The sequence below is a fragment of the Njordella aestuarii genome (assembly GCF_056494165.1).
Genome location: NZ_CM151397.1, coordinates 5911447 through 5931566, shown reverse-complemented (window position 1 = coordinate 5931566; position 20120 = coordinate 5911447). Strand labels below are relative to the sequence as shown.

Annotated in this window: 21 protein-coding genes; 6 read left to right on the top strand and 15 right to left on the bottom strand. The window is 51.1% G+C overall.

What is annotated here, in order from left to right; all coding sequences use genetic code 11:
• Positions 1-39: 39 nt before the first annotated feature.
• From SH451x_RS23205 to SH451x_RS23195, 3 genes are all read right to left on the bottom strand, one after another.
• Positions 40-1581, bottom strand: a complete 1542-nt coding sequence (locus SH451x_RS23205) for a lipopolysaccharide biosynthesis protein (RefSeq protein WP_479359615.1) — start codon at positions 1579-1581, stop codon at positions 40-42.
• A gap of 127 nt (positions 1582-1708) precedes the next feature.
• A complete protein-coding gene (gene rnpA, locus SH451x_RS23200) occupies positions 1709-2071 on the bottom strand; it encodes a ribonuclease P protein component (protein WP_479359614.1) in 363 nt (120 codons plus the stop codon).
• 16 nt (positions 2072-2087) lie between these two features.
• Positions 2088-3059, bottom strand: a complete 972-nt coding sequence (locus SH451x_RS23195; protein ID WP_479359613.1) for a DnaJ C-terminal domain-containing protein — start codon at positions 3057-3059, stop codon at positions 2088-2090.
• A gap of 23 nt (positions 3060-3082) precedes the next feature.
• On the opposite strand from SH451x_RS23195, the gene SH451x_RS23190 reads away from it, so the two are divergent.
• From SH451x_RS23190 to SH451x_RS23170, 5 genes are all read left to right on the top strand, one after another.
• Positions 3083-4684, top strand: coding sequence for a CehA/McbA family metallohydrolase domain-containing protein (locus tag SH451x_RS23190; RefSeq protein ID WP_479359612.1), 1602 nt, complete (start codon positions 3083-3085; stop codon positions 4682-4684).
• Positions 4685-4938: 254 nt separating this feature from the next.
• Positions 4939-5400, top strand: coding sequence for a hypothetical protein (locus SH451x_RS23185; RefSeq protein ID WP_479359611.1), 462 nt, complete (start codon positions 4939-4941; stop codon positions 5398-5400).
• Positions 5401-5948: 548 nt separating this feature from the next.
• On the top strand, positions 5949-6176 hold the full coding sequence (locus tag SH451x_RS23180) for a hypothetical protein (protein WP_479359610.1): 228 nt from the start codon (positions 5949-5951) through the stop codon (positions 6174-6176).
• 643 nt (positions 6177-6819) lie between these two features.
• The gene (locus SH451x_RS23175) at positions 6820-8277 is read left to right on the top strand and encodes a YeiH family protein (protein WP_479359609.1); all 1458 of its coding nucleotides are present in this window, start codon (positions 6820-6822) and stop codon (positions 8275-8277) included.
• 7 nt (positions 8278-8284) lie between these two features.
• Entirely contained in the window at positions 8285-8530 is a 246-nt protein-coding gene (locus SH451x_RS23170; RefSeq protein WP_479359608.1) for a hypothetical protein, read from the top strand.
• A gap of 109 nt (positions 8531-8639) precedes the next feature.
• Here the strand turns inward: SH451x_RS23170 and SH451x_RS23165 are convergent, their stop codons facing one another.
• The 3 genes from SH451x_RS23165 to SH451x_RS23155 form a co-directional block, all read right to left on the bottom strand.
• Positions 8640-8972, bottom strand: coding sequence for a DUF3817 domain-containing protein (locus SH451x_RS23165; RefSeq protein ID WP_479359607.1), 333 nt, complete (start codon positions 8970-8972; stop codon positions 8640-8642).
• A gap of 556 nt (positions 8973-9528) precedes the next feature.
• Positions 9529-10500 carry a hypothetical protein gene (locus SH451x_RS23160; protein ID WP_479359605.1) on the bottom strand — a complete coding sequence of 324 codons (972 nt, stop codon included), beginning with the start codon at positions 10498-10500 and terminating at the stop codon, positions 9529-9531.
• Between the two features lie 605 nt (positions 10501-11105).
• On the bottom strand, positions 11106-11906 hold the full coding sequence (locus SH451x_RS23155; RefSeq protein WP_479359604.1) for a hypothetical protein: 801 nt from the start codon (positions 11904-11906) through the stop codon (positions 11106-11108).
• A gap of 116 nt (positions 11907-12022) precedes the next feature.
• Here SH451x_RS23155 and yidD point away from each other — a divergent pair, with 116 nt between their 5' ends.
• A complete protein-coding gene (gene yidD, locus SH451x_RS23150; RefSeq protein WP_479359602.1) occupies positions 12023-12262 on the top strand; it encodes a membrane protein insertion efficiency factor YidD in 240 nt (79 codons plus the stop codon).
• Positions 12263-12444: 182 nt separating this feature from the next.
• On the opposite strand, the gene SH451x_RS23145 is transcribed toward yidD, so the two are convergent.
• The 9 genes from SH451x_RS23145 to SH451x_RS23105 form a co-directional block, all read right to left on the bottom strand.
• Complete coding sequence (locus SH451x_RS23145) at positions 12445-13890, bottom strand: hypothetical protein (RefSeq protein WP_479359601.1); 1446 nt, start codon at positions 13888-13890, stop codon at positions 12445-12447.
• Positions 13891-14023: 133 nt separating this feature from the next.
• Entirely contained in the window at positions 14024-14404 is a 381-nt protein-coding gene (locus SH451x_RS23140; RefSeq protein ID WP_479359599.1) for a hypothetical protein, read from the bottom strand.
• Between the two features lie 13 nt (positions 14405-14417).
• Complete coding sequence (locus SH451x_RS23135) at positions 14418-15353, bottom strand: DUF1559 family PulG-like putative transporter (protein WP_479359597.1); 936 nt, start codon at positions 15351-15353, stop codon at positions 14418-14420.
• Between the two features lie 18 nt (positions 15354-15371).
• Positions 15372-15764, bottom strand: coding sequence for a hypothetical protein (locus SH451x_RS23130; protein ID WP_479359596.1), 393 nt, complete (start codon positions 15762-15764; stop codon positions 15372-15374).
• Positions 15764-16393, bottom strand: coding sequence for a pilus assembly FimT family protein (locus SH451x_RS23125; RefSeq protein ID WP_479359595.1), 630 nt, complete (start codon positions 16391-16393; stop codon positions 15764-15766). The genes SH451x_RS23130 and SH451x_RS23125 overlap by 1 nt, the downstream gene beginning before the upstream one ends.
• Positions 16383-16853 (bottom strand): PulJ/GspJ family protein, encoded by a 471-nt coding sequence (locus SH451x_RS23120; RefSeq protein ID WP_479359594.1) that lies wholly within the window; start codon positions 16851-16853, stop codon positions 16383-16385. The genes SH451x_RS23125 and SH451x_RS23120 overlap by 11 nt, the downstream gene beginning before the upstream one ends.
• Entirely contained in the window at positions 16850-17866 is a 1017-nt protein-coding gene (locus tag SH451x_RS23115; protein WP_479359593.1) for a hypothetical protein, read from the bottom strand. Before SH451x_RS23115 ends, SH451x_RS23120 begins: the two co-directional genes overlap by 4 nt.
• A gap of 275 nt (positions 17867-18141) precedes the next feature.
• Positions 18142-19164 (bottom strand): type II secretion system F family protein, encoded by a 1023-nt coding sequence (locus SH451x_RS23110; RefSeq protein WP_479359592.1) that lies wholly within the window; start codon positions 19162-19164, stop codon positions 18142-18144.
• Positions 19151-20080, bottom strand: coding sequence for a hypothetical protein (locus SH451x_RS23105; RefSeq protein WP_479359590.1), 930 nt, complete (start codon positions 20078-20080; stop codon positions 19151-19153). Before SH451x_RS23105 ends, SH451x_RS23110 begins: the two co-directional genes overlap by 14 nt.
• Between the last annotated feature and the right edge of the window lie 40 nt (positions 20081-20120).

Sequence of the window (20120 nt, the reverse complement as noted above, 5' to 3'; positions counted from 1 at the left end):
GAACAGTTCAGCCGGTGGGTTCACAAGCTGACTTACATATTAAACTCGTCCGCCCGCTACGCCAAGCTTGTGCTGCGGCCATATCGTCGATGTTTGTACGCCTAAACGACGCATTATCGGCACAAACGCTGTATCGATCTCCCTGCGCTGAACGCCATTGATGAGCCAATCCGTCCTGCCAGCTACGAAGATCGCGATTACAAACAGGCTCAAACTGAACGCCGGCGAAATTAGCAAGCTTAGCGGTAAGACCAAGATCCAGAACAAGCCGCGATCGGACAAACGAATGCTCGATTCAATCACTGCCAGACTTGAGACAACAATAATCGCCGTGGACACTACCGTAGCGCTCATTGCTCCGGCGACACCAAAGACCGGTACCGCTACCCAGTTCGCCGCGATATTGATACCTAACGCTACCCCGAGAATAAGGATCGCCCATCGGTTCGCTTCAATGCATCGCAAGAAGCTTCCCAGCAGCAGCGTCACAGCCGCAAGTATGCAATGGACCATCGCGAGCGGCAATGCTTGCTGGCTGATCGCGTATCGCCCTTCGAAGACGACGTCGAACAGGAAAGGTGAGCCAATCAGTACGACAATCGAGCCTGCCCAGAAAATCAAGACTGCGAACTTGATGGTGCTGAGCAAGGATTGAGCTACTTTCGATTTGCGTCCCGCTTCCCAATCGCAACTCCAGTATGGCAAGATGATTCCAGCCAGCATGCCGGCCAACGAAAGAAACAGTACCGGCAGAATTCGGGCTGTATGAAACTCCCCAACAAGCGATTGGTTAAAGATTTTATCGCCGCTCGCGTAGTGCAGCAGCATGTAACGATCAACGATATCAAATAGGTTGGTCAGCAGATCTGTCGACCACACCGTTACTGCAAAGGGCGCTACGCGGAATATCAGCGTTTTGCGATCGATCTGCCCGCGATCTGAAAAAGCACTTGCGCAGCGACGCCGCAGTCGGACTACTCCAGGTATCAAGCCCGCGATGGTTGCGATGGTGTAGCATGCAACCAAGCTTTCCCATGTCGGACGCCATAATAACACCGGTACGACGATAATCGAAAAACCGATCGAACTAACCAGTTGCATGGCCGAAACGGCACTCGGCTGACGCAAGCCGTTCAGCAGCTCCAGCAACGTGTTGAAGGCGATCACCGCCAGCAGCGCCGCAGTCAGAATTGCAATCGACGAGTACGGAACCTCGCTACCAAAGATCAAATGAGCGCTCGAGCCCGGAAAAACTAACAAGCTCGTTGCAAGGATCGCGACTCCGATACTCGATGCCAATAACGAACGTGTGAGGAAGCTGTAGAGCTGTCCTCGCTGGCGGAAAGCTTCAACATACTTGCCAAAGCTGCCGGGAATTCCCAATACGGCAAGCGGAGCCGCCAGTATCAAAAAACTGCTGGCCAATGCCCAGAGCCCAACGTCAGACTGGCTCAAAAAATAACAGAACGCGAGGTTGCGAAAGAAACCGATGGCGCGCTGCAACACGTTGGCAATGGCTAAGACGCCGATGCCTTTCGCGAGTGAATCTGTTTGTAATTCGGCGGCTTCGATTTGCGACACAATACAACGTTATGCGGAATTGGGTTGCCGAAAGTATTCCTCAGGAATGATTGTCGAGCCGAATTCCAGACGCTGTTTTCAATGCCAGCTGCGTAAGAATTGCTGGTTATGCCGACTTTGCCGTTTGTTACGGTTTCAACTTTCGCTCGACGCGCTTCAAGACTTGTGGCATCGAAGTTTTAATTTGCTGAAATGAAGGTCGAACACCCGCTCTAATCCGCACCACGAAGTCCAAATTGGTGGGTAGCAAATGCTTTTGCGTTCGAAAAGCCTCACGGCACCACCGTTTCACAAGATTGCGCTCGTGAGCCTTGCCGTACCTTCTGCCGATCGACAGCCCTATGCGAGAGTGTGGCAGATCGTTTCGAACGGCGTGCACAATCAAGCTAGAATCAGCAACGACGACGCCTTCAGCAAAGACGCGATCGAAATCGCGTTTTAGTTTGATTCGCAAGCTAGCAGGGAAACGCTGGTCGGTTGGTTTCAACATTGTGTTAAGTTGTTGCCTACCAAACGATATTGTTGCGCACAGGTTTAGAATAGAGTTGCTCGATCGAATCAATTGCGGCTTGAGCGGAATCATCCAAGTTGTCGGGCATCTTGATCGATAGCTCAATGTACAGATCGCCTGGCAAGCCATCACGACGCGGTAGGCCTTGACCACGAACTCGCAGACGTCGACCGCTCGAGGAGTTCGGCGGTATCTTTAAGCTAACGGTGCCACCCGGAGTCGGTACATCGACAGTCGTGCCTCGAGCTGCTTCGCCCACCGTGATCGGCAGTTTCAGCTCCAGGTTGTCGCCATCGACCCGAAAATTCGGGTGCGTCTGGATGTTAACAGTCAGCAGCAAATCTCCTGGCTTGCCGCTGATGCTGCGCTCGCCTTGTCCGCGGAGGCGAATTCGTTTTCCGTCGCGAACGCCCGCTGGAATCTTGACTTCCAGCGATTCGATTCTTCCACCGCGATCTAGTTGGATTGATGCCGATCCGCCTTCTACCGCCATTTTCAACGGTACGGTGATCTCGGCACTAACGTCGCTACCCTTTGGCGGCGCGCCTCGGCGCGATCGGCCACTTCCTCCGCCGCCGCTAAATTGCCGCATGATATCTTCAATGTCGAAGCCGCCAGCACCGCCAGCGCCTGCACCGCCTGCAGCCCGTCCGCGGCCAAACAGGTCGTTGAAATCAAACCCAGCACCACCAGCTCCACCGCCAAACGGGCTGCCGCCGCCGAAGGGGTTTCCTCCAGCACCCATCTTTTCATAGTCGGCTCCGAACTGGTCGTACATCTTTCGCTTTTCAGCGTCGCTCAGCGTGTCGTAGGCCGATTGAATCTCTTGAAATCGTTTTTTGGCGTTGGCATCATCAGGATTTAAATCAGGATGATGTTTACGAGCCAGCTTGCGGTATGCTTTAGCAATCTCGTCGCTGGAAGCTGAACGAGAAACACCGAGCAATTTGTAATAGTCTTCTGCCATAAATATCAGGAAGCAATTCTGCAATGGAACGGCACGGAACGATTCGGTCGACCCGACTGTCCAAGTTTTCGGTAAGTATCATCGGCATCGCTCGCTGCTTAATTGCATGGGCGATCGCTGCCAATTTTTGCTGCACAACGTTGGCTCAAACGTTGCAAATGAGCTTTGTCGATCAGGATACGGGCGATCCTATCGCTTGCCGAGTGGAATTCACTAAGTCTCCTAAACGTTTTCCAAAGCCACGTGACGCACTGGTAAGCGGAGCGACGATTCTATTCGAAGAAGCCGCAAAGTTAAAACCGCCTCCCGGAGATTACGAGCTAAGGGTTTCGCGAGGAATCGAGTTTAGCGAAGTGGAAGGAGGCTTTGGGATCGAAAAAAACTCCCCAAACCAGTTCGAAGTCGTCGTTCCTCATCTAACAAAAATGAACGAGGAGAACTGGTTTAGCGGTGATCTTTCGACCAAAATTCCCTCCGAGCACTTGGCGCGATGGGCCGCCGCCGAAGCCCTCAACATGGCAGTCCGCGTCGACGCTCTCGCATCCTCAGCGAATTCTGCGCCACTGCCAATCCAGCCCGCAGACGCAGTTGAGCTTGTGCCGGCCGCGCAGCTTCCTTCGATTTCGACGTCGTATTGGCTTTCCGATGCGCAGACAAACGTCCCCATCGTTATTCATCGGACAAAGCAGGTTGGAAGTGTACCGGTTGAGCTGACTGGTTTGAATGCGGGAGATGTGCAAGGCTGGTGTCAAGCGATCAGCCAGATTGATATAGACGATTGGCTGATCGAGTTAACCGACATTTGGAAACGAGATTTGCCGATCATTTTGGCCAACACGCGTGTCGACGCCGTCCAAGTTCTGGGAGGTCACTTGCAGCCGGAAGCCGAGCTGAATGTATCCGAAGCGTTTTACAATCCAGACAAGCTTCGCTTCGCCCGCGACAAGGCCTTAGGGAGATTGGTTGAATTTATCTACTGGCAAATGTTAGAAGCTGGGCTACGCGTCGCACCAACGGCTGGAAGCGAGTTTCGCCAAGATGGAAAAACGTTTGTCGGGTATAACCGAATGTACGTGTATGTGGATCCACAGCAAGAGAAAACGCCCGAGCAATGGTGGAACAGTTGCCGCAACGGCTTCAGCATCATCACCAACGGTCCGTTACTACGTGTCAAAGTAAATGGCTCGCCGCCGGGCGCGATTGTTTCCAGCTATTCGGGCCAGCAAATACCGCTCAATTTGTACACCGACCTTACGGTGCGCGATGAAGTGGACTACTTGGATGTTGTCTTCAACGGAAAGACATTATATCAAGCCAGGTTGGAGGACCATCGGCGGCGCGGAGCTTTTCCGGCTCTCGCGATTTCTGAAAGTGGCTGGTTGGTCATTCGCGTCGTTACGTCGCATGGCAAGAGTTATCGCTTGGCAACCACATCGCCCACATATTACGAGTTTGACGGTAAGCCGCGGATAAGCCGTTCGGCGGTTCAGTTTTTTCAGGCATGGCTAGCAGAGGCAAAAAAGGAGATTAGCCAAGACCCTAAACAAAGCGAAAGATACGAGCAGGCAATCAAAGTAGCTGATCGATTCTGGGCAAACCAAGCCATCAACGCGACGGCGCCTTAAACAAAAGGGGACGGGGGTTGTTTCTGGGGCAAGCGGGTTTTTCAAAACCCTTTTCCTTTTTCAAAACCCTTCCACTGCCTTTTCTCGAAAGTGTACAGATGCTTATGACTAACATTAAATTAGCGGTTTGTTGGGTGTGCTTACTCGTTTCAATCTACCCTGAATGTAAAGGAGAAATTGCTAATGCGTCAGCGTTTAACATCCCATCTATCTGGAAGAGCATATATACACAGGAGTCGAATACCGAGACTCGCATGGCACGTTTCGTCGGCCATTTAGAGGGGGGGCTTCAGATAGATATTCCTGAGTGGTGGCGAAATGAAGGTTTGACGGCATTCTCAGATCAGAAGTCTTCAAAAATTGCTCTTCAGTTTGGTACGCACCCAAAAGATTCTATCCATTTTGGTAGTGCTCTTTTTACAGTTGAGGCTACTGGTGAGATTATCTCAGTGCAACTGAAGTCAGGGGATAGTACAATAGAAACATTGAGACTTGATCTAGCAAATGCATTGAAAGGAGTGGTGATGCAGGGGTATGGCGGCATTGACTGCGTCTTCGCGGCCAGCGCCGACAATTTATACATATTTGGGCGACGAGGACTCGTAAGATTCGTCATCACGTTAGATCCAAAGAATGGTAAGCAAACTGGATTATTTGCGTTTGTGGTTAGTGGAGAAAATAATCTCATTGAATTACTGCCGAACGACGAACCTTGATTGAAGAAAAAGGGTCAAGCAAGTGTTAAGTGGAAAGGAATTCTCGACAATGCGAACTTATGTTTAGCAAGGTCGCCCCTTTGCTCGCAACGATTGAGGCCAGAAGATGAATGAGCTTGCAGGACAAATCTAAACCCTATGCCCACGTGGCGCTCCTCCCAAAGCTTCATTATCTACCAAAAGACCCGCGTCCCCTTTCTTCTTTCTTTCCAGCAGATGCTTGAGCGCGTATGGTTAGTATATATTCCACGCCCACGTGGTCGCCCTTCGAAGGCTGCTTCATTAACCAAGTACCCCCCGTCCCGTTTCTTCATTTGAGTTCTGCTATGTTGACTCGCATATGTTTAGTGCTTTTAGCGATTTGTTTATCGTCAGTGGGAATAGTTGGATGCTCTAAAAAGCCAGAGGTTTCCTTGCGTTCACAGATCATTAAATCTTCGGATGCACCCAGTGGAACATCGTACGTCGTGTCGTATTCTGATGTCGAAAAATACTTGTTTATAGGCCAGTTGAATAACGAAGGTTTGCAGGGCGCTAGGAACAGATTTATGGAACGTGCCTTCCAGGTGATGGATCAACTAGAGCTCCAACGCTCCGAAGCGAGAGTATTAAAAGAAGCGACAATGTTTGTTTATGATCCGGCACTGGATAGTTTTACAAGCGTCGTTGTCAACGAGGTGGTTGTGAAGGATTTGTTGGAAGAAATAGAGTTGGAGGGTGGATCGTTTGAGAAAGTTGATAACATATATAAAAGTCAAATATCGCTGGCACGATGAAGAGTGGATGGACCGGAGATTCTGCGTTCCAAACGCACAAGAGACGCCGAAAGCGTTCGATTCGTTGCCGTCACAATCCTGGGTTTATGGGCAGCGATGCGTGAGACGCGAACCAAAAGGGGACGGGGGCCGCCACGAAGATATGCTTCGACAGACAGCGGGCTTGGTGTGGGGGGAGTACGCATAGAAATTGATCATAACCGTGCCGCGATTGACTGGCAACTTTTGAGCTGTATGTCGTTGATTTGGTGAGTGCCAGTATCGACGGGGGCTTTTCTCATCTGCCTTTGCGAATTTTGCGATGTGTAAACTCGTATATGACCAGCTGATCGCAATAAGCTACGGATGTTGTCTTAACTACTGTTCGAAAAGCCGCATTACGTTTCTCAACCTTCAATTTAATACACCTGAGGTCTTGCGCCCTGCCGCTTACGTTTTGCAACCTTAGCGGCACGGCGCAAGCCGTCCGGTTCTTCTCTTCGGCCACCGCAATTGAACCGTAGTCTTGAATGTTCGGACAAGTGGGTTAGGCTTAAGGGCAATTGCTGCCGATAATTTGGATTTGAGAGTCTGTTTCGCCCTCAGCAATCCTGCAATTTTCGTCAATCATCGACGCCCTTCCTCCAGCCGATCAAACTGTGCGATGTCATCTTCTGTTTCAGGCCCCGACGCTAGCGATAGTCAACTTCAAGAAACAGCTCGCAAAGGAATGAGCGAAGATTGGACGGCGGCAATTGTCGGCCTACTGATACTCTTCGTGGGGCTGATGGCTTCGTGGGTATCCAAACCAAGCATTATTGAATGGAACATACGAGCCGAAGAGCAAGGACAGGCCGTCTGGAGCTCGCCTATCAAAGGTTTGATCGGCAAACCTGGGGCGTGGGGGAACTCGCCCGTCGACGCCTTTTATAGTAAACCAGTAAAAGCAACCGCAGAACAGCCCGCGAAGCCCCCAGCTTTTCAGTGGAAGCCTTTGTTAGGCGGCTTGGTCGCTGTTCTTCTTGTCGGACTTACCGCGGTGACGATGCGCAGGAATTCAAGTTTGGCGTTTTTACGAGCCTTCCTGCCGCTGTTTTGTCTTGCAACCTTGGCTTACGTGATGGCAGGCCAGAATGTTATAAAGTACTACAACTTGGAGTATGCGCTGTGGGCATTGCTGGTGGGGCTAGTTATTTCCAACACCATCGGAACGCCAGCGTGGCTTAGGCCGGCCGTCCTGGGCGAATTGTACATTAAGATAGGGCTAGTTTTGTTAGGCGCCGAAGTACTGTTCGGGAAGTTGCTAGCGTTGGGCGTGCCGGGGATTTTCGTATCATGGGTTGTTACGCCCATCGTGCTCGTGTCGACTTATGTGTTTGGTCAGCGAGTTTTAAAGATGGAAAGTAAGTCTTTGAACATGGTGGTGTCTGCCGATATGAGCGTCTGTGGAGTGTCCGCGGCCATTGCTACCGCCGCCGCATGCCGCGCGAAGAAGGAAGAGCTTTCGCTAGCCGTCGGATTGTCGCTCAGTTTTACGGTTCTCATGATGATTGTCATGCCCCGAGTGGTGCTGGCAATGGATCTCGATCCGGTCGTGGCAGGCGCGTGGATTGGTGGAACAATCGATTCAACAGGAGCTGTTGCTGCCGCCGGTGAAGCTCTCGGGCCAATCGGTAGCGAGACGGCGGTTACGATCAAGATGATCCAAAATATTTTGATTGGCGTCATCGCCTTTGCGGTAGCGCTTTATTGGACAAAACGAGTCGAATCGAATGTGGAGAGTAACGCCTCAACGGTTGGCGTCGGGGAGATTTGGAAACGATTTCCCAAATTTATTTTCGGCTTTCTGGGCGCTTCGATTTTGTGCTCGGTATTGTATGCCGCTTCCTACTTTGGCGAGTTATGGGTTGATTCGGTTGTGCAGGGTTTCACCAAGCCGCTGCGCGATTGGCTCTTTTGTTTAGCCTTTGTCTGTATTGGGTTAGATACGGATTTTCGAAGGCTATTTCCTTACTTTCGATCAGGAAAGCCGCTGGTGTTATACGTTTGCGGCCAAGCTCTGAATTTGTTGTTAACATTCCTGATGGCTTACCTAATGTTCGGCATCATTTTCAAATCGTAGGTTGGCCATGCCGAGCATTACAAGCAAAAGTGGCGGAGTGAACGCAGGGAGTCGCGTCATTGCTTACCTGAAGCTATTCGCGGCTATGGGGCTAGTCGTCTTGATATGGCTAATTTTGCTCCCGAAGGTCGGACAGTTTTCGGTGGTTGATCGACATATCCAACAGATGCAAAAGAGTGGCATCGAAGTCGACGCAATGTTTTACACCGAGCTCAATTGGAAATCACCCGACGGTTTGGCTTGGCGTCCTTAGCGAAAAGCCGTTCGCTTTGAGAACAATTACAGACTAATTCGCTGGGTATGCCGGCCGCAGGGAACACAGGAGCGATCGTTTCCCACTTCAAAGTGGTATTGGAGAGGAACTATTTGCGAGCAGTGTTGTTGACGTTGTTTGCAAGTAATTCTTGTTCCTCTTGCTTTAGCTTACGATCGAAAATGAAGGTCCCGAAAGGATACAAGGACGCAAAGACCGCCTCACCGATTCGCAGCTTGGGCCACCGCCGCGAAATTGCTACCCAGGCCACGGCGAGCACAAATAGAACGAATAGTACACCGTGCAACATCCCCACGATGCGAACTGCCAGCGGCATCCCGGCGATATACTTCAAAGGCATTGCAATGCCCAGCAACACCAAGTACGAAACGCCTTCAGCAATTCCAATAAGCCTGAGCCAACCAATCGAGTTCGAGAGCATGAGATCCACTAAATAAGAAAACGTCGACGAACCGCGCATACGCCGGGTAGTCATAGGTGCAATACAATGGCAGCAAGTTTACATCGAGAAAGCATCTGCGTGGATACTTGTTTTGAGGTTTCGTTACCCTTGAGTATTTAGCCCAGCGGGCGACATATCTCTGCCGGTGGCGTGAGCCACCGGAATCAAAGTCGCTGCTGCGTTAGCCCGGAGGGCGACACAAACGCCTGTTCTTGTGTCGCCCTCCGGGCTAACCAATCGACTTGGCCTGGGGCCCGGTGGCTTACGTCACCGGCAAAAATGTTTCGCCCTCCGGGCTTATCCTTCTGGGCGAGCTATTCTCTGGATTGCTCAGAAGTACATAGATATCCAGGACTACTTCAGCCACTAGGCCGACTTGCGATGTTTGTTTGCTACTAGACTTCGCGACGTCGTCGCATCGCAGAATCGTAGCGACTAAATAATCTCAGGTGCAATTTCTGTTTTGATTAATTGGACTCGCCTAACGATGTCGCAACCAAACAAACTGTTGGAACAAATGTCAACTTTGGAGATGCTATTGTAATGAAAGATCATTAGCTTTCTTGTTTCGGCGATATAAGTAAGCGGCTAGTATCGCAAGTCCGGCCAACAATATTAAAAGTCCCATTATCCATGCTGTGTATGCCCCTTTGTTGGCCGTCAGATTTTCGCCAGGCAATGCGAATACTTCGAGTGGTGCTGCTTCCGGTTGGAACTCTAGCAGCTTAAAATGAATGGGCTTATTACTCGGATCACTAGATTGAATTTCAGTCGTCACCAAGGTTGGCATGAGTGCCGAACTACTATCGTAGATGTGAGTGACATTTTGATCGGTCCAAGAATCATCCGCACCTCGCCAGCGATATTGCCAGGAAAGGATGCGATAATCAATCGAGCTAAGGATTACTGTGTACTCCATCTTTCCTTCGGGAACACTCCGATTGAAGGTCAGTTCTATTCTGTCATTTGCCTGGTCAGTTACCTCAAGATCTTGCACGGGCGCATCGATATTGCCGATCACTGATTCTCCACGCCGCCAGTCTTCTATAAATGACTGAATTGATTCAAAGCCAATGCGTTCGGCTATACGGATAGCCCTAGCCCCCTGTGCTCGTTTTTTTCCTTCTATACCCGGACCGCCGCCAGCAAGAGAGCCGATCGATTCTGCGTCGTTTGATGCAAATATTGCATAACCTTCGCGACGCGCAAGTGTCGTTTCTCGCTTCAATTTAGTCGGATCGTCTGTAAGAAGGACTCTATCGAGCCGAAAGAACTCGCCTTCTCTCGCCCAATATTCGCACCTTTCTTGAACTTCACCTGAATCAGTTTCGGTTGTTTGCAACCAGACAGCATGACCATTGTCGTAGAACTTATCCCGTTCCTGATGTGCTTCAATGATCTTCGATAAAAGCTCCTCCTTATCAGCTCGAGCGGCACTCGGAATAAAAAATAAGATCGAGAAGAATCCGACAAGAGCACAAGAGTTAATCTTGAACATTTCCTTCATGAAACTCTCCGCAGGAAAGAGGGGGAGCGACTTTCTTTAATTTTGCTTTTAACATTAGTCAGGTCGCGTGACCAATGAAAGGATAGCAGAAGTTGGGTGCGAGTGCATGCAAGCACAGTCTCTCCTGAGGCATTTGACACGTTGAGAAGTATGGCTTGCCACTTACCACAGCCCTAGCGCAACAGCGCGAACCATTTCGATCGTCTAAAGTGCTTTAATTACACTAGAGAAACTGGCGCGTCGACTCACGCAGTTGCGTCTCTCCGAGACGCTAATTTTCGAGTTTCGGGAAGACTCCCGGATTAGTTCTTAACGTTTGCGTATATGAGCGATGCGGTCACTAACGCTGCGTCAGAGCTTAATCTTAGGGTCGGTCTGCGAACGTTTCGCTCCCAAAGCTCCGAAAATGCGGGCGGCACGCTTTTTTATACCCGACAAATCATCAAGCATTGCTCCCCTGCCAGCTCGTCTGGCAGGATGCTGAGTTTGGCAAGCTAGATATCACGCGGCGAGCTCGTGGGGGTCAAGAAAGATGTGGGGTTATAAAAAGGCGAGACGCCCGCGCACCAAAACGACTAACGCCAACTTTTATCGTTGACGCACCACTAGGCCGACTTGCGATGTTTGTTTGCTACTAGACTTCGCGAAGTTGTGTGAAGCTCGTTGACGATCTCGTTTTGCAGTTTTTCTTCAAGGCTGACTAGTGCGCGTGCAGCGATGGCGCCGTCCAAAACGCGATGGTCCGCTTGCAACGTTACGGTACTGCACGCTTCATTGTCGAGCGGTCCGTAGCTGAGCGAGGTTGTCACAACCAACGGATGCGCGTGATTCGTGGTGCCGTAGGTCGCTAATGTTGAAAGACTAAAAGTACCCAGTTTTCGCGCACGCTTGCGTCCCGTCCAGCGCATCAAGATGTGCCAAAAGAAAGTGCGCAACGGTGATGGAAGCGATTCCAACAGTCGACCGTCAGGAAATAGGGTCGTAACGTCTGCGTGCTGGTACTGTTCGACAGCGCTTTGAATATCAAGCAAGCTGAGCGATTCGACGTTTCGAATCCTGGTCCAAAACAGTCGCTCGCAACCTATGGTTTCGTCAAAACGGTTGACCGAGATGCTTACAATACTTGACGGGTGCTGGTAAATTCTTGCCCATGGATAGCTGATGTACGTTTGACGTAGCTCCGGCGTTTCCTGCGAGACAAGGGCATACGCCTTCGCGAAGATCGCTGCCCAGCCAATTCGTTGGAAGCTGCCTTTACGCGCAGCCATAACGCTGCTGAGCCCAATTCGGCGGTCGACTGCGAAAGTGGGGACGGTGCGGGCGGCCGAGCAGATATCCAAAACGATTCGGCGATGGCGTGGGAACTTGTGATAGCTACCTTGGTCGGGTTTTGTCGGAAATTTCATAGATGCATACTTGGGAAACACCAATCGCAACCCGCCACCATGGCGAATGAGTTTGCTGTTCTTTGATCGTCGATTTTAGGAATAGTTAAGCCAGCACGTCCAGACAGATTTATGCCATGAAACACATCTTCCAAGCTATCAATTCTGCAATCGTGGCGATACTAATTGCATGCATTCGCTTCTACCAACGCGGTATTAGCCCGTTGTTGGGACCTAAGTGCAAATACTTTCCGAGCTGTTCCAGCTACTTCGTGCAGGCGCTGCAAAAACACGGCGTGATTATCGGTTCCGCCAAAGGAGTATGGCGCATTTTGCGCTGCAACCCATTCAGCAAGGGCGGCTACGACCCGCCATAACGCACGGTATTGCAAGTGATATGGCGGCGAGTGTCGTTCTGCTGAATAGCTAACGGTTATGCTCAATGCCTCGCAATTTGTAGCGGTGCAGCGCAAACTGCCCGGTTCTTTTGCATTTATACATAAATACACCGTACGGCTTGCGCCGTTGCGCTTTGGTTGCTATGCGTAATTGGAAAGTACTAGCGATTGAGCTTGAGTTGAAGTTGTGGCGATGCAACTTGGGGCACCGATACGGGAGTTGCGGGGAGGGGCGATATCAGTGGCGTTGGTGCTGGTTCGGGAAACGGAAGCACGCTTGCAAAGTAAGCTGTCAGCGGGTTGAACTCGGAATTGTGCTTCTGCGATTGGAAGTTCGCCCGTTGGACTCCATTCGCTTCAACGAAGATCGGGGCAGGGCGGGCCGATAGCCATTCGGCGAGCTGTCCGAGCGAATAATGCGGCGTTTGAGCCTCGTATAACAAGGGAAGCTCGTCTGCCAAAATAAAGGGCGGGTAGCCCTCTTGCGGTGGCTCGTACCCGCCCCACAAGTTGATTCCGCTGGAGTCCAATTTGAAGTCCAACAAGAATTTGCTGTAAGGGTGTACTGGTCCCTCGCCATCAAGTGCGCCCTCGCGGCCTCGCACACCGAAAATATCGCCAGCTTTGAAGACCCAATCGCGGCTAATATTGCCACCATGTTCTGCGCGCAGACTTCCATCTGCTTTTTCGAGGCGACCGTTTGCTATGGTCGCTTCCTCAATCCAAATTTCACCGAGTCCGCTTACGTGGTATGCCAAGTCTTGTGTTATGCTTTCCCATCTGCAGTTCTTAAACAGGCTTTGTCGCAAGGCAAGCTTTTGCTCTTGTTCGGTTAGTACCACCGCGATGGTCCCACGGAACATAGCCTCAGGGCCAAGCTTTTTGAGCACTGGAAAGCTCGTATGGAAGAGTTCGACGGGAAGATCCAATCCGCTAGTTGCCACTTGAATCGTCGTGTTGCGGTTCACGGTTTCGCGATTTCTTCGCACCATGAAATCGAGCGTTTGAGCCGATTCGATTTCAGCTTTCTTAGAAATGGATTCGGGCGTAAAACGTGCCTGAAAGGTGCTGGTTAGTTGCCCAGGAGTAAACTGCGCTTCGAGCAATCCTGTGGATAGTTCTGCTGTTGAGGTTCGAATGCTGGATCTGTTGACGATTAGTCTCACGGGCGGAAGCCGGTCGTCGACGCGACACATAAACCAACCATGAGCCGTTTGCGCCAGTTGCAGGAGGACGGCCGCCGAGCAATCCCCTTCGTCGACTCGCAGTCCCCAACTCCCACCGCTTCTTTCGGCAAGCACCAGGTTGGCGTTGATCAGAACTTCATTCGTTTCCGGATGCGAGAGTGAAAGGTCTTCGATACGATATCGCCCGGGAGCAATCGTGTGTATCGTTCGCAGCTTGGCCGTAACGCCGCACAAGTCGCTAATCGTCAGTTCAGCGTGTCGATTGAAAGCCGAGCGATAGAATGGCGATAGCCAAACCATCGAGCATGCGAGGGTGACGACAACTGGGGCCATCGCGCAGCAAAGCAACATGCAGCGGCAGATAGCACGCTGCATCGACTCATGTGTCTTCAGTCGTCTAGCCCAGCTTTTTGGTAGCATTAGGAAATTAGCTGCAGTTCGAGAATCTCGCGACGATTCTGAACTACCAAAAAGCAGAGTAGAAAAACAATAGCTATCCCTCGATCACAACGCTGCAAGAGCCAAAAACGACCATCAAAACAGGAATGCTGTCTTAATCATCGGCCCAATTTGATTCGCTAGCGTTGTTTTGAAAACGCCAATTGCCGCGCGATAGCAAAGCAGCAATGGCGATCATCACGAGGGAAGCCGCCGCAAACATCCACGCGATAGGAATGACTCGTCCTGGCGGTAAGAGGATTACGATGGCCCCAGCGGCGCCGGCAAAAGACCATCCAAACGCCCGCAACCACCAGCCGGCGCGCGTTTTCCTTCGTATCGCTGCGCCGATGGCAGCCACGCTCCCAAAAAGCAGAGCGCCGCCGATGACGCAAAATGTAAAAACGATCGCATTTGTCGCTTCGAAAGCGTCACGCGCTGCAACACTAAAAACGGCAGCCAGAACAAGTAGTTGGAACAGTATCTGAGTATTCATCGAGCCAGCCGTACTATTGGGGGATGCTCAATGGGAGCGAATCGTTTCGATTGGCCATTTCCTTGAGCACCGTTTCGTCGATGTTCTTGTTGCAAGTCCAGACGCGTCCGTCGCCGTTGCAAATATGAAGGCGTTGCGTGTGGAAGCTGCCAAAACCGCCGACCTCCAATGGCTTTGTTGGTAACCCGCGAAAGTTTAACGCGACTCGTTCGCTATCGTAGCCTTGCCATTCTTGATCAGGGGTAGTTTCCGTTAGCCACGCTGCTGGAAAGCCACTTAATACGGCGAGTGTCATGGCGCTGTTTGGATCTACGTCAATCGAACTGCCCGTATTTCGCAAGGTAGCACGCGTGCCCGACATCCAACCCAAATCTAAAGCGTCTGCGAATTTCTCACCCAGCATAATGGTGGTCGACATCCCATCGGGGACATCCGAAATACGTAGCGAACTATTTTGGTACAGCAGCCCATTGTTGGTAGTATCGATCGGTGTTTCGCGTGAATCATGACACCCTGCGTAGTCGGAGAAAGTTGCTTTTGGACCGCGGACAGGATTGCTTGGGCAGCGGACAACATTCAACGTTGTATCGCGCGCACGCGAGTTTGCAGGTGCGTAGACGCTCTGACTGAAGTCTACAGCGCGATATAGATTTGGCTGGTCGAGGAATGGTAAGCAACTCGACAGCCAGTTATGGTCGTAACCAACCGGAACGCTTCGAATGGGAGAAATCGGCCCGACGACTCCGGCTGGCAGCTTTTTAAAGGTCTGCTCATAGCTTCGAACAGCGAGTCCGAGTTCTTGGAGTCGGCTATGGCAAGCAAACGCACGCGCGTTTTCGCGAGCGCTCTGGATTGCAGGCAGCAACATTCCGGCGAGGATGCCAATGATCGCGATCACTACCAGTAATTCAATTAGAGTAAATGCGATTCGATTTCGATCAATCTTCATTTCCTGATGCTCTTTATTCTATTGGTCGCGAACATGGTACCAGAGTTCAATCTTGCGAAAAGCTGCGGACATCTGCGATGTGTCGGGCTCAATTTGTATACGAAATAACTGATCATTTAATTGGTCAGCCGCGTCGACTTCGGTAGTTACTCGATAGTTTGTAGACCGAGATTGCGAAGTCATTGCAGTCCATTCATCGCGAAAGCTTGGATTGCCGTTAGGGCCTAGTGCGGCAGCGCGTTCGATGGCGGCTTTAGCAATCCAATCATTTTGCTCATTGATCAGCGTTTGTCGGGCGCGAGTACTGGTTGCAGCTAACCATGAGACCGTGCTCGTAATAAGGATGCCACTAACAACCATGAGTGCAATCACAATTGGAAGAAGAAACCCTTTTCTAGTTCGGTCATTCATTACTTCGCCTCCTCGGACACTTCCACCGAATTTGGAACTGGCTGCGGCTGGTCGGGTTGCGTTTCCTCAGGGGGGCCAACGGCAGTAATCATTGTTTGAGGTCTCGAGAGTATGTAAGTGTAATAAGATCGAGCTTCGTTCGCTATTTCTGCTGGAACATACGCGATCGACCTTGCGGCTGAACTGTCGATGAAAATTAGTCGATAAAGGTTTGCTTCATTTTCAACTGGCTCAAACTGAACCTGCGTGTCGTCTGGAAGACGAAAACGCCGCGTGGCTGCGGTCGGCGGAATGGTCGAAGACTGAAGAACACGTTCCATCATCTCATCAACGTGCGCCCAAGCAATCCGCTCGCCGGAGATTGTTTCAACGCTCAAGCTCGAATTCGAAAGCGTGATCGATGTGGCCATGTCGAGATCAAGCTGGATAGCGTCCGCCACATCTGTCGCATGCATCTCGAAAATTGCAGCCGATTGAAGCTCATTGTGGATTTGAAAAATCCGAGCGATCCATGGCAAGCTGGCAGTTGTGAATATCGACGCGACCAGGACTACGACTATTAGTTCAGGAAGTCCATAGCCGCTTCTGCGTTTCAAAACGGAGTTCGGAATGCTGTACTTATTCTGCATTCGGCCAAGCCCTCCAAGTTGTCAATGAAGCGTGGGTTGTTTGCTTGCCCATTGATAGCCATTTGGCCTCGATTTCAAACCGGTAGAACCTCAGTTTGTCGTCTTCCTCATTTATTACGGTGACGGACACTTCAAGATCATCCAACTGGATTGGTGCGCTCGCCGAAGGAAAGACTGACGCCGGCGGTGTTAAGTGTTCGCTGCGAGTAAGTGTTTCATCACTTTGCACTCGGATCCAATTGGCGATATTGCGAAGTTCACGATTGGCAGTAGCATGCTCTTGCTGCAGTCGGCTTGAATGTTGGACCGCACGAAGGGCCGATAGGCTAGATGTAAGTGTGAGTGAAAACAAAGCCATGGAAACGATCGTTTCTATCAAGGCCCAGCCAGATTGTTCCCGTCGCGGCTTGCCGGTTACGCCCTTACGTCTCAATCCTATGTCAAATTTTAAAGTTGTCATATCAGAGCCGTCACCGCGCTAGTCAACGCTGCCAAATACCCGAGTATCATATAAGCTAGGATAAAAATTAACGCGCCAACGACCAGCACATAAAACCATCGAAGTCTGTTGGCCGCACGTCGCCATCGTGCTTGGCTTTCGCGGATCAATTCGCGAGCGCGTCGTTCAATGAGGGCACTCACATAAGTATTACGGTTTATAGGTTCGTTCAACTTTCCTTCCATGCTGAATCCAAGCTCGCAGGACTTTAATGCCTGGTTCAAGCTTCCGGTAGTCTGAAAATTCTCAAGGCCTTTCTTGCAGTTTGCCTTGAGTTGCGGAATAGGATGGTTCGCCGCCAATGATGCGAGCACAGCGTTCAATTGCTCGCCTTGCCCAAGTCGTTGTCCAATGCTTAACAACGTTACCGCTTTCCAGTATCGGCCATGCAGCCACGAGCGCAGCCCGAGTCCTTTGCGCCAGAGATTGTCGCCTAGGAACAAGCCATAGACGTAGATGAAAATTGCAAAAAAAGCCCACCAGGTCACCAACACCGAAGCTAATGGCTTGTTCAGTAGACTTGATAAAGAAGCCACCGATTGCCATACAGGCTCGCTGCTAGAAAAACCCAAAGCGTATTCGCTATCTATATCTTGGATTTGTTCGATTATGAATCGCCTGATAAAGACGCCGCCAATCAGTATTGTAGTGCTGAGCAACAGAAAATAGTGCCAGATTCTCCGGAATGCATAGAAGCTTTCGCGATACTTCTCTAGCCCTACACTGTCTGCTTGGACATCATCATTCGCAATAGTAGTTGATTGCGCCGGAGCGGTTTGATTGCTCAGGAGAGCCAAGTAGCTATGCAGAGCAATCGGCGTTTTCGCATTTCGAATCGCCTCCGGTAGCGGAACGCCTTCTTGAAGTTGCGCAACAGCACGCGAAAGTTTTCTTCGCGTCCATCGCGGGGCTGACACAGCAATGGCCGGTGCGATGCTGGAAGGATCTATCGCATAGAGCTTTGTAAGTTCCATTGCGCGAACAAATCTCGCTTCCGAAAGCCGGCGCTGGTAGGTCAAGAACGCAAAAAGAACCGAAAGCACGGGGAGTATAAGCGGCCCTGCCAAGCTCGAGAATAACAGTACCAAAATTCCAATGAAGCCAAGAACGGCAAAGTTCCTTGTCAAGCTTTGCAGTAGCTGGTGCTGTTTCCAGCTTCGTTTTGCGCTATGGCTTTCGGACGTTAGTAACGCAAGGAGGATTCCGAGAGCAGGGATGAGCAAGAGTGAGAGGTTATTCAGTGATATCGTCATATCAAACCCCGCATGGAGTTTTGTACTCCAATTGCGCCCAAGATAATCCCCGCAGCGATCAACAGCAGTGCAGCCAAGATGGCTACTTGCATGGCCAGTCTCGAAAAAATGATAAGCTGTTGTTCGGAGTCTCGACGTAACAGATCGGACGCAATGGCTAGCGATTGGTCGATCGAAGTCTGAGTTTCTAACGCCGATAGGAGATCGATAGCCCATTCGTCAAAGAGACGATTTTGCGAAGCTGAACGAGCGAAGCTTTCGCCATCTCTCAGGCGAATTTGCAACTCCTCGATTCCGGTCTGCAGGCCGAGATGAGGCAAAGCGAGCGACGACAATGCGAGTGATTCATCGAGCGGCGTTCCACAACGATGAAGCAGTGCCGTCAAATCGAAGTGAACGGCGATGCGGTGTCGGCGGATGGTGGTGCCTAAAACGGGCACATTCATCAGGACTTGTTGAAATGCCTGGGTGTTCAATATCAAGCGAATCAGGATCCAGCCGATCAAGACAACAAATGCTAGAGCCGGAAGAGTCCCAAGAAACAACCTGTTGATCGCTGAGATCGAATCGAGGAACCAATTTAAGCTGACCGTACCGCTCGCGTTCGGCCAACCTTCAAGCGAATCGGAGCCCGACAAGAAGTTCGCCATGAAACGAGCAATGTAGATTCCCATCCAATACGCCGCGAACAAAAGCACGTAGAAGCAAGCTGCCATCTTCCAGTGGCGATTGGTCTGTATCGCAAGTTGCGCATCTCTACGTCGCTGAACAATCCATTCTTCCAAGTAGTTGTTCCCAGTTGAAAGCGTATCGAGGATCTTCAGCAGCGCAACGACGGCGTTCGCTTGTCCGCTAGCGAGTTGGGCATGATTTGGTGAGCACAGTGCGCTTAATGCACGACGCTCATGATTGGACGACGAGGTTTGCGTAAGAGCGACCAGCAAGTGTTGCCAGCGCGTCCGCAATTCTTGCACTGTCTCTTGAGATGTAACCGTAAGGTTTGGTTTAATACGATGCATCGATGCCTGTCGTGATAAGCCAAAGGATTGGCAATAAGTTCAGTCCGATATAGGCAAACAATAGCAGCGCCGCCCCACCTCCCGCGCCGATCCAATACGTTTTTCGACCATCCCCTCTTCGTTTGGCCTCAAGCCTCTCGCGTGCAGCGAAGGAGTCGGCAACCAAACAAGCACGCAACTGTGGAATGCTGGATGAGGCGTACGGTAGCGAACCCGAATCGAACTGCAATATGTCGCTGGAAAGTTTCAACGGCGAAGTTTCAGCTGGTGTGTGGGCGCGAAGCGCTTCTGAGAGCGCAACGAAGATGTGTTCCTGAGTTGTCTCAGTCTGACGCGAAGTTGCACGGATCTTTCTAGAAATCCCAACGACGATGATGGCTAGCGGGAGAGCCCAACTCCAGATCGGCAACGTGCGACGCAGAAAGAGAAGCGGTTCGAGCCAGGCTACTGGTTGTTCGTGCATGAGGTCTGCCATTACTCGAATCGCTTCAACGTTCCTCCAGACAAGGATGCAGGTGACGATCCAAGCCAACGACAGGATGACGCAACTGTAAGTGAGTTTCTTTGCCATCGCGGCGTCCCAGTCTGCTTTCTGGCGGAACCAACCGCTGAAGAAGCTGCTCGTCGGATAGAGAACGCCGGCGTTGCTCGCTCGCAACAGTACTTCCCGCAGTTGTTCTGGCATCGATTCGTGGGGCACTGCCCAAACATCCGGCCAAGTGGCGTCATCTGGCAGGCTGTTCCGATAATTTGTTGCAGCAGTCCTTGCAGCACCGGAAGTATGCTTGGCGATTGAATCAAAGATTGAGGAAGAAGGAGCGTCGTAGCGTGCTGCGGCCGCGAGTTCGTCGAGAAAGACAAACCAAGTGCCGGCGTGCCGAGAAAGTCCCAAGTAAGGATCATGTTTGGGTGACATGACAACGAATTCCATCAAACACAGAGGGAGAAGAGTTCGA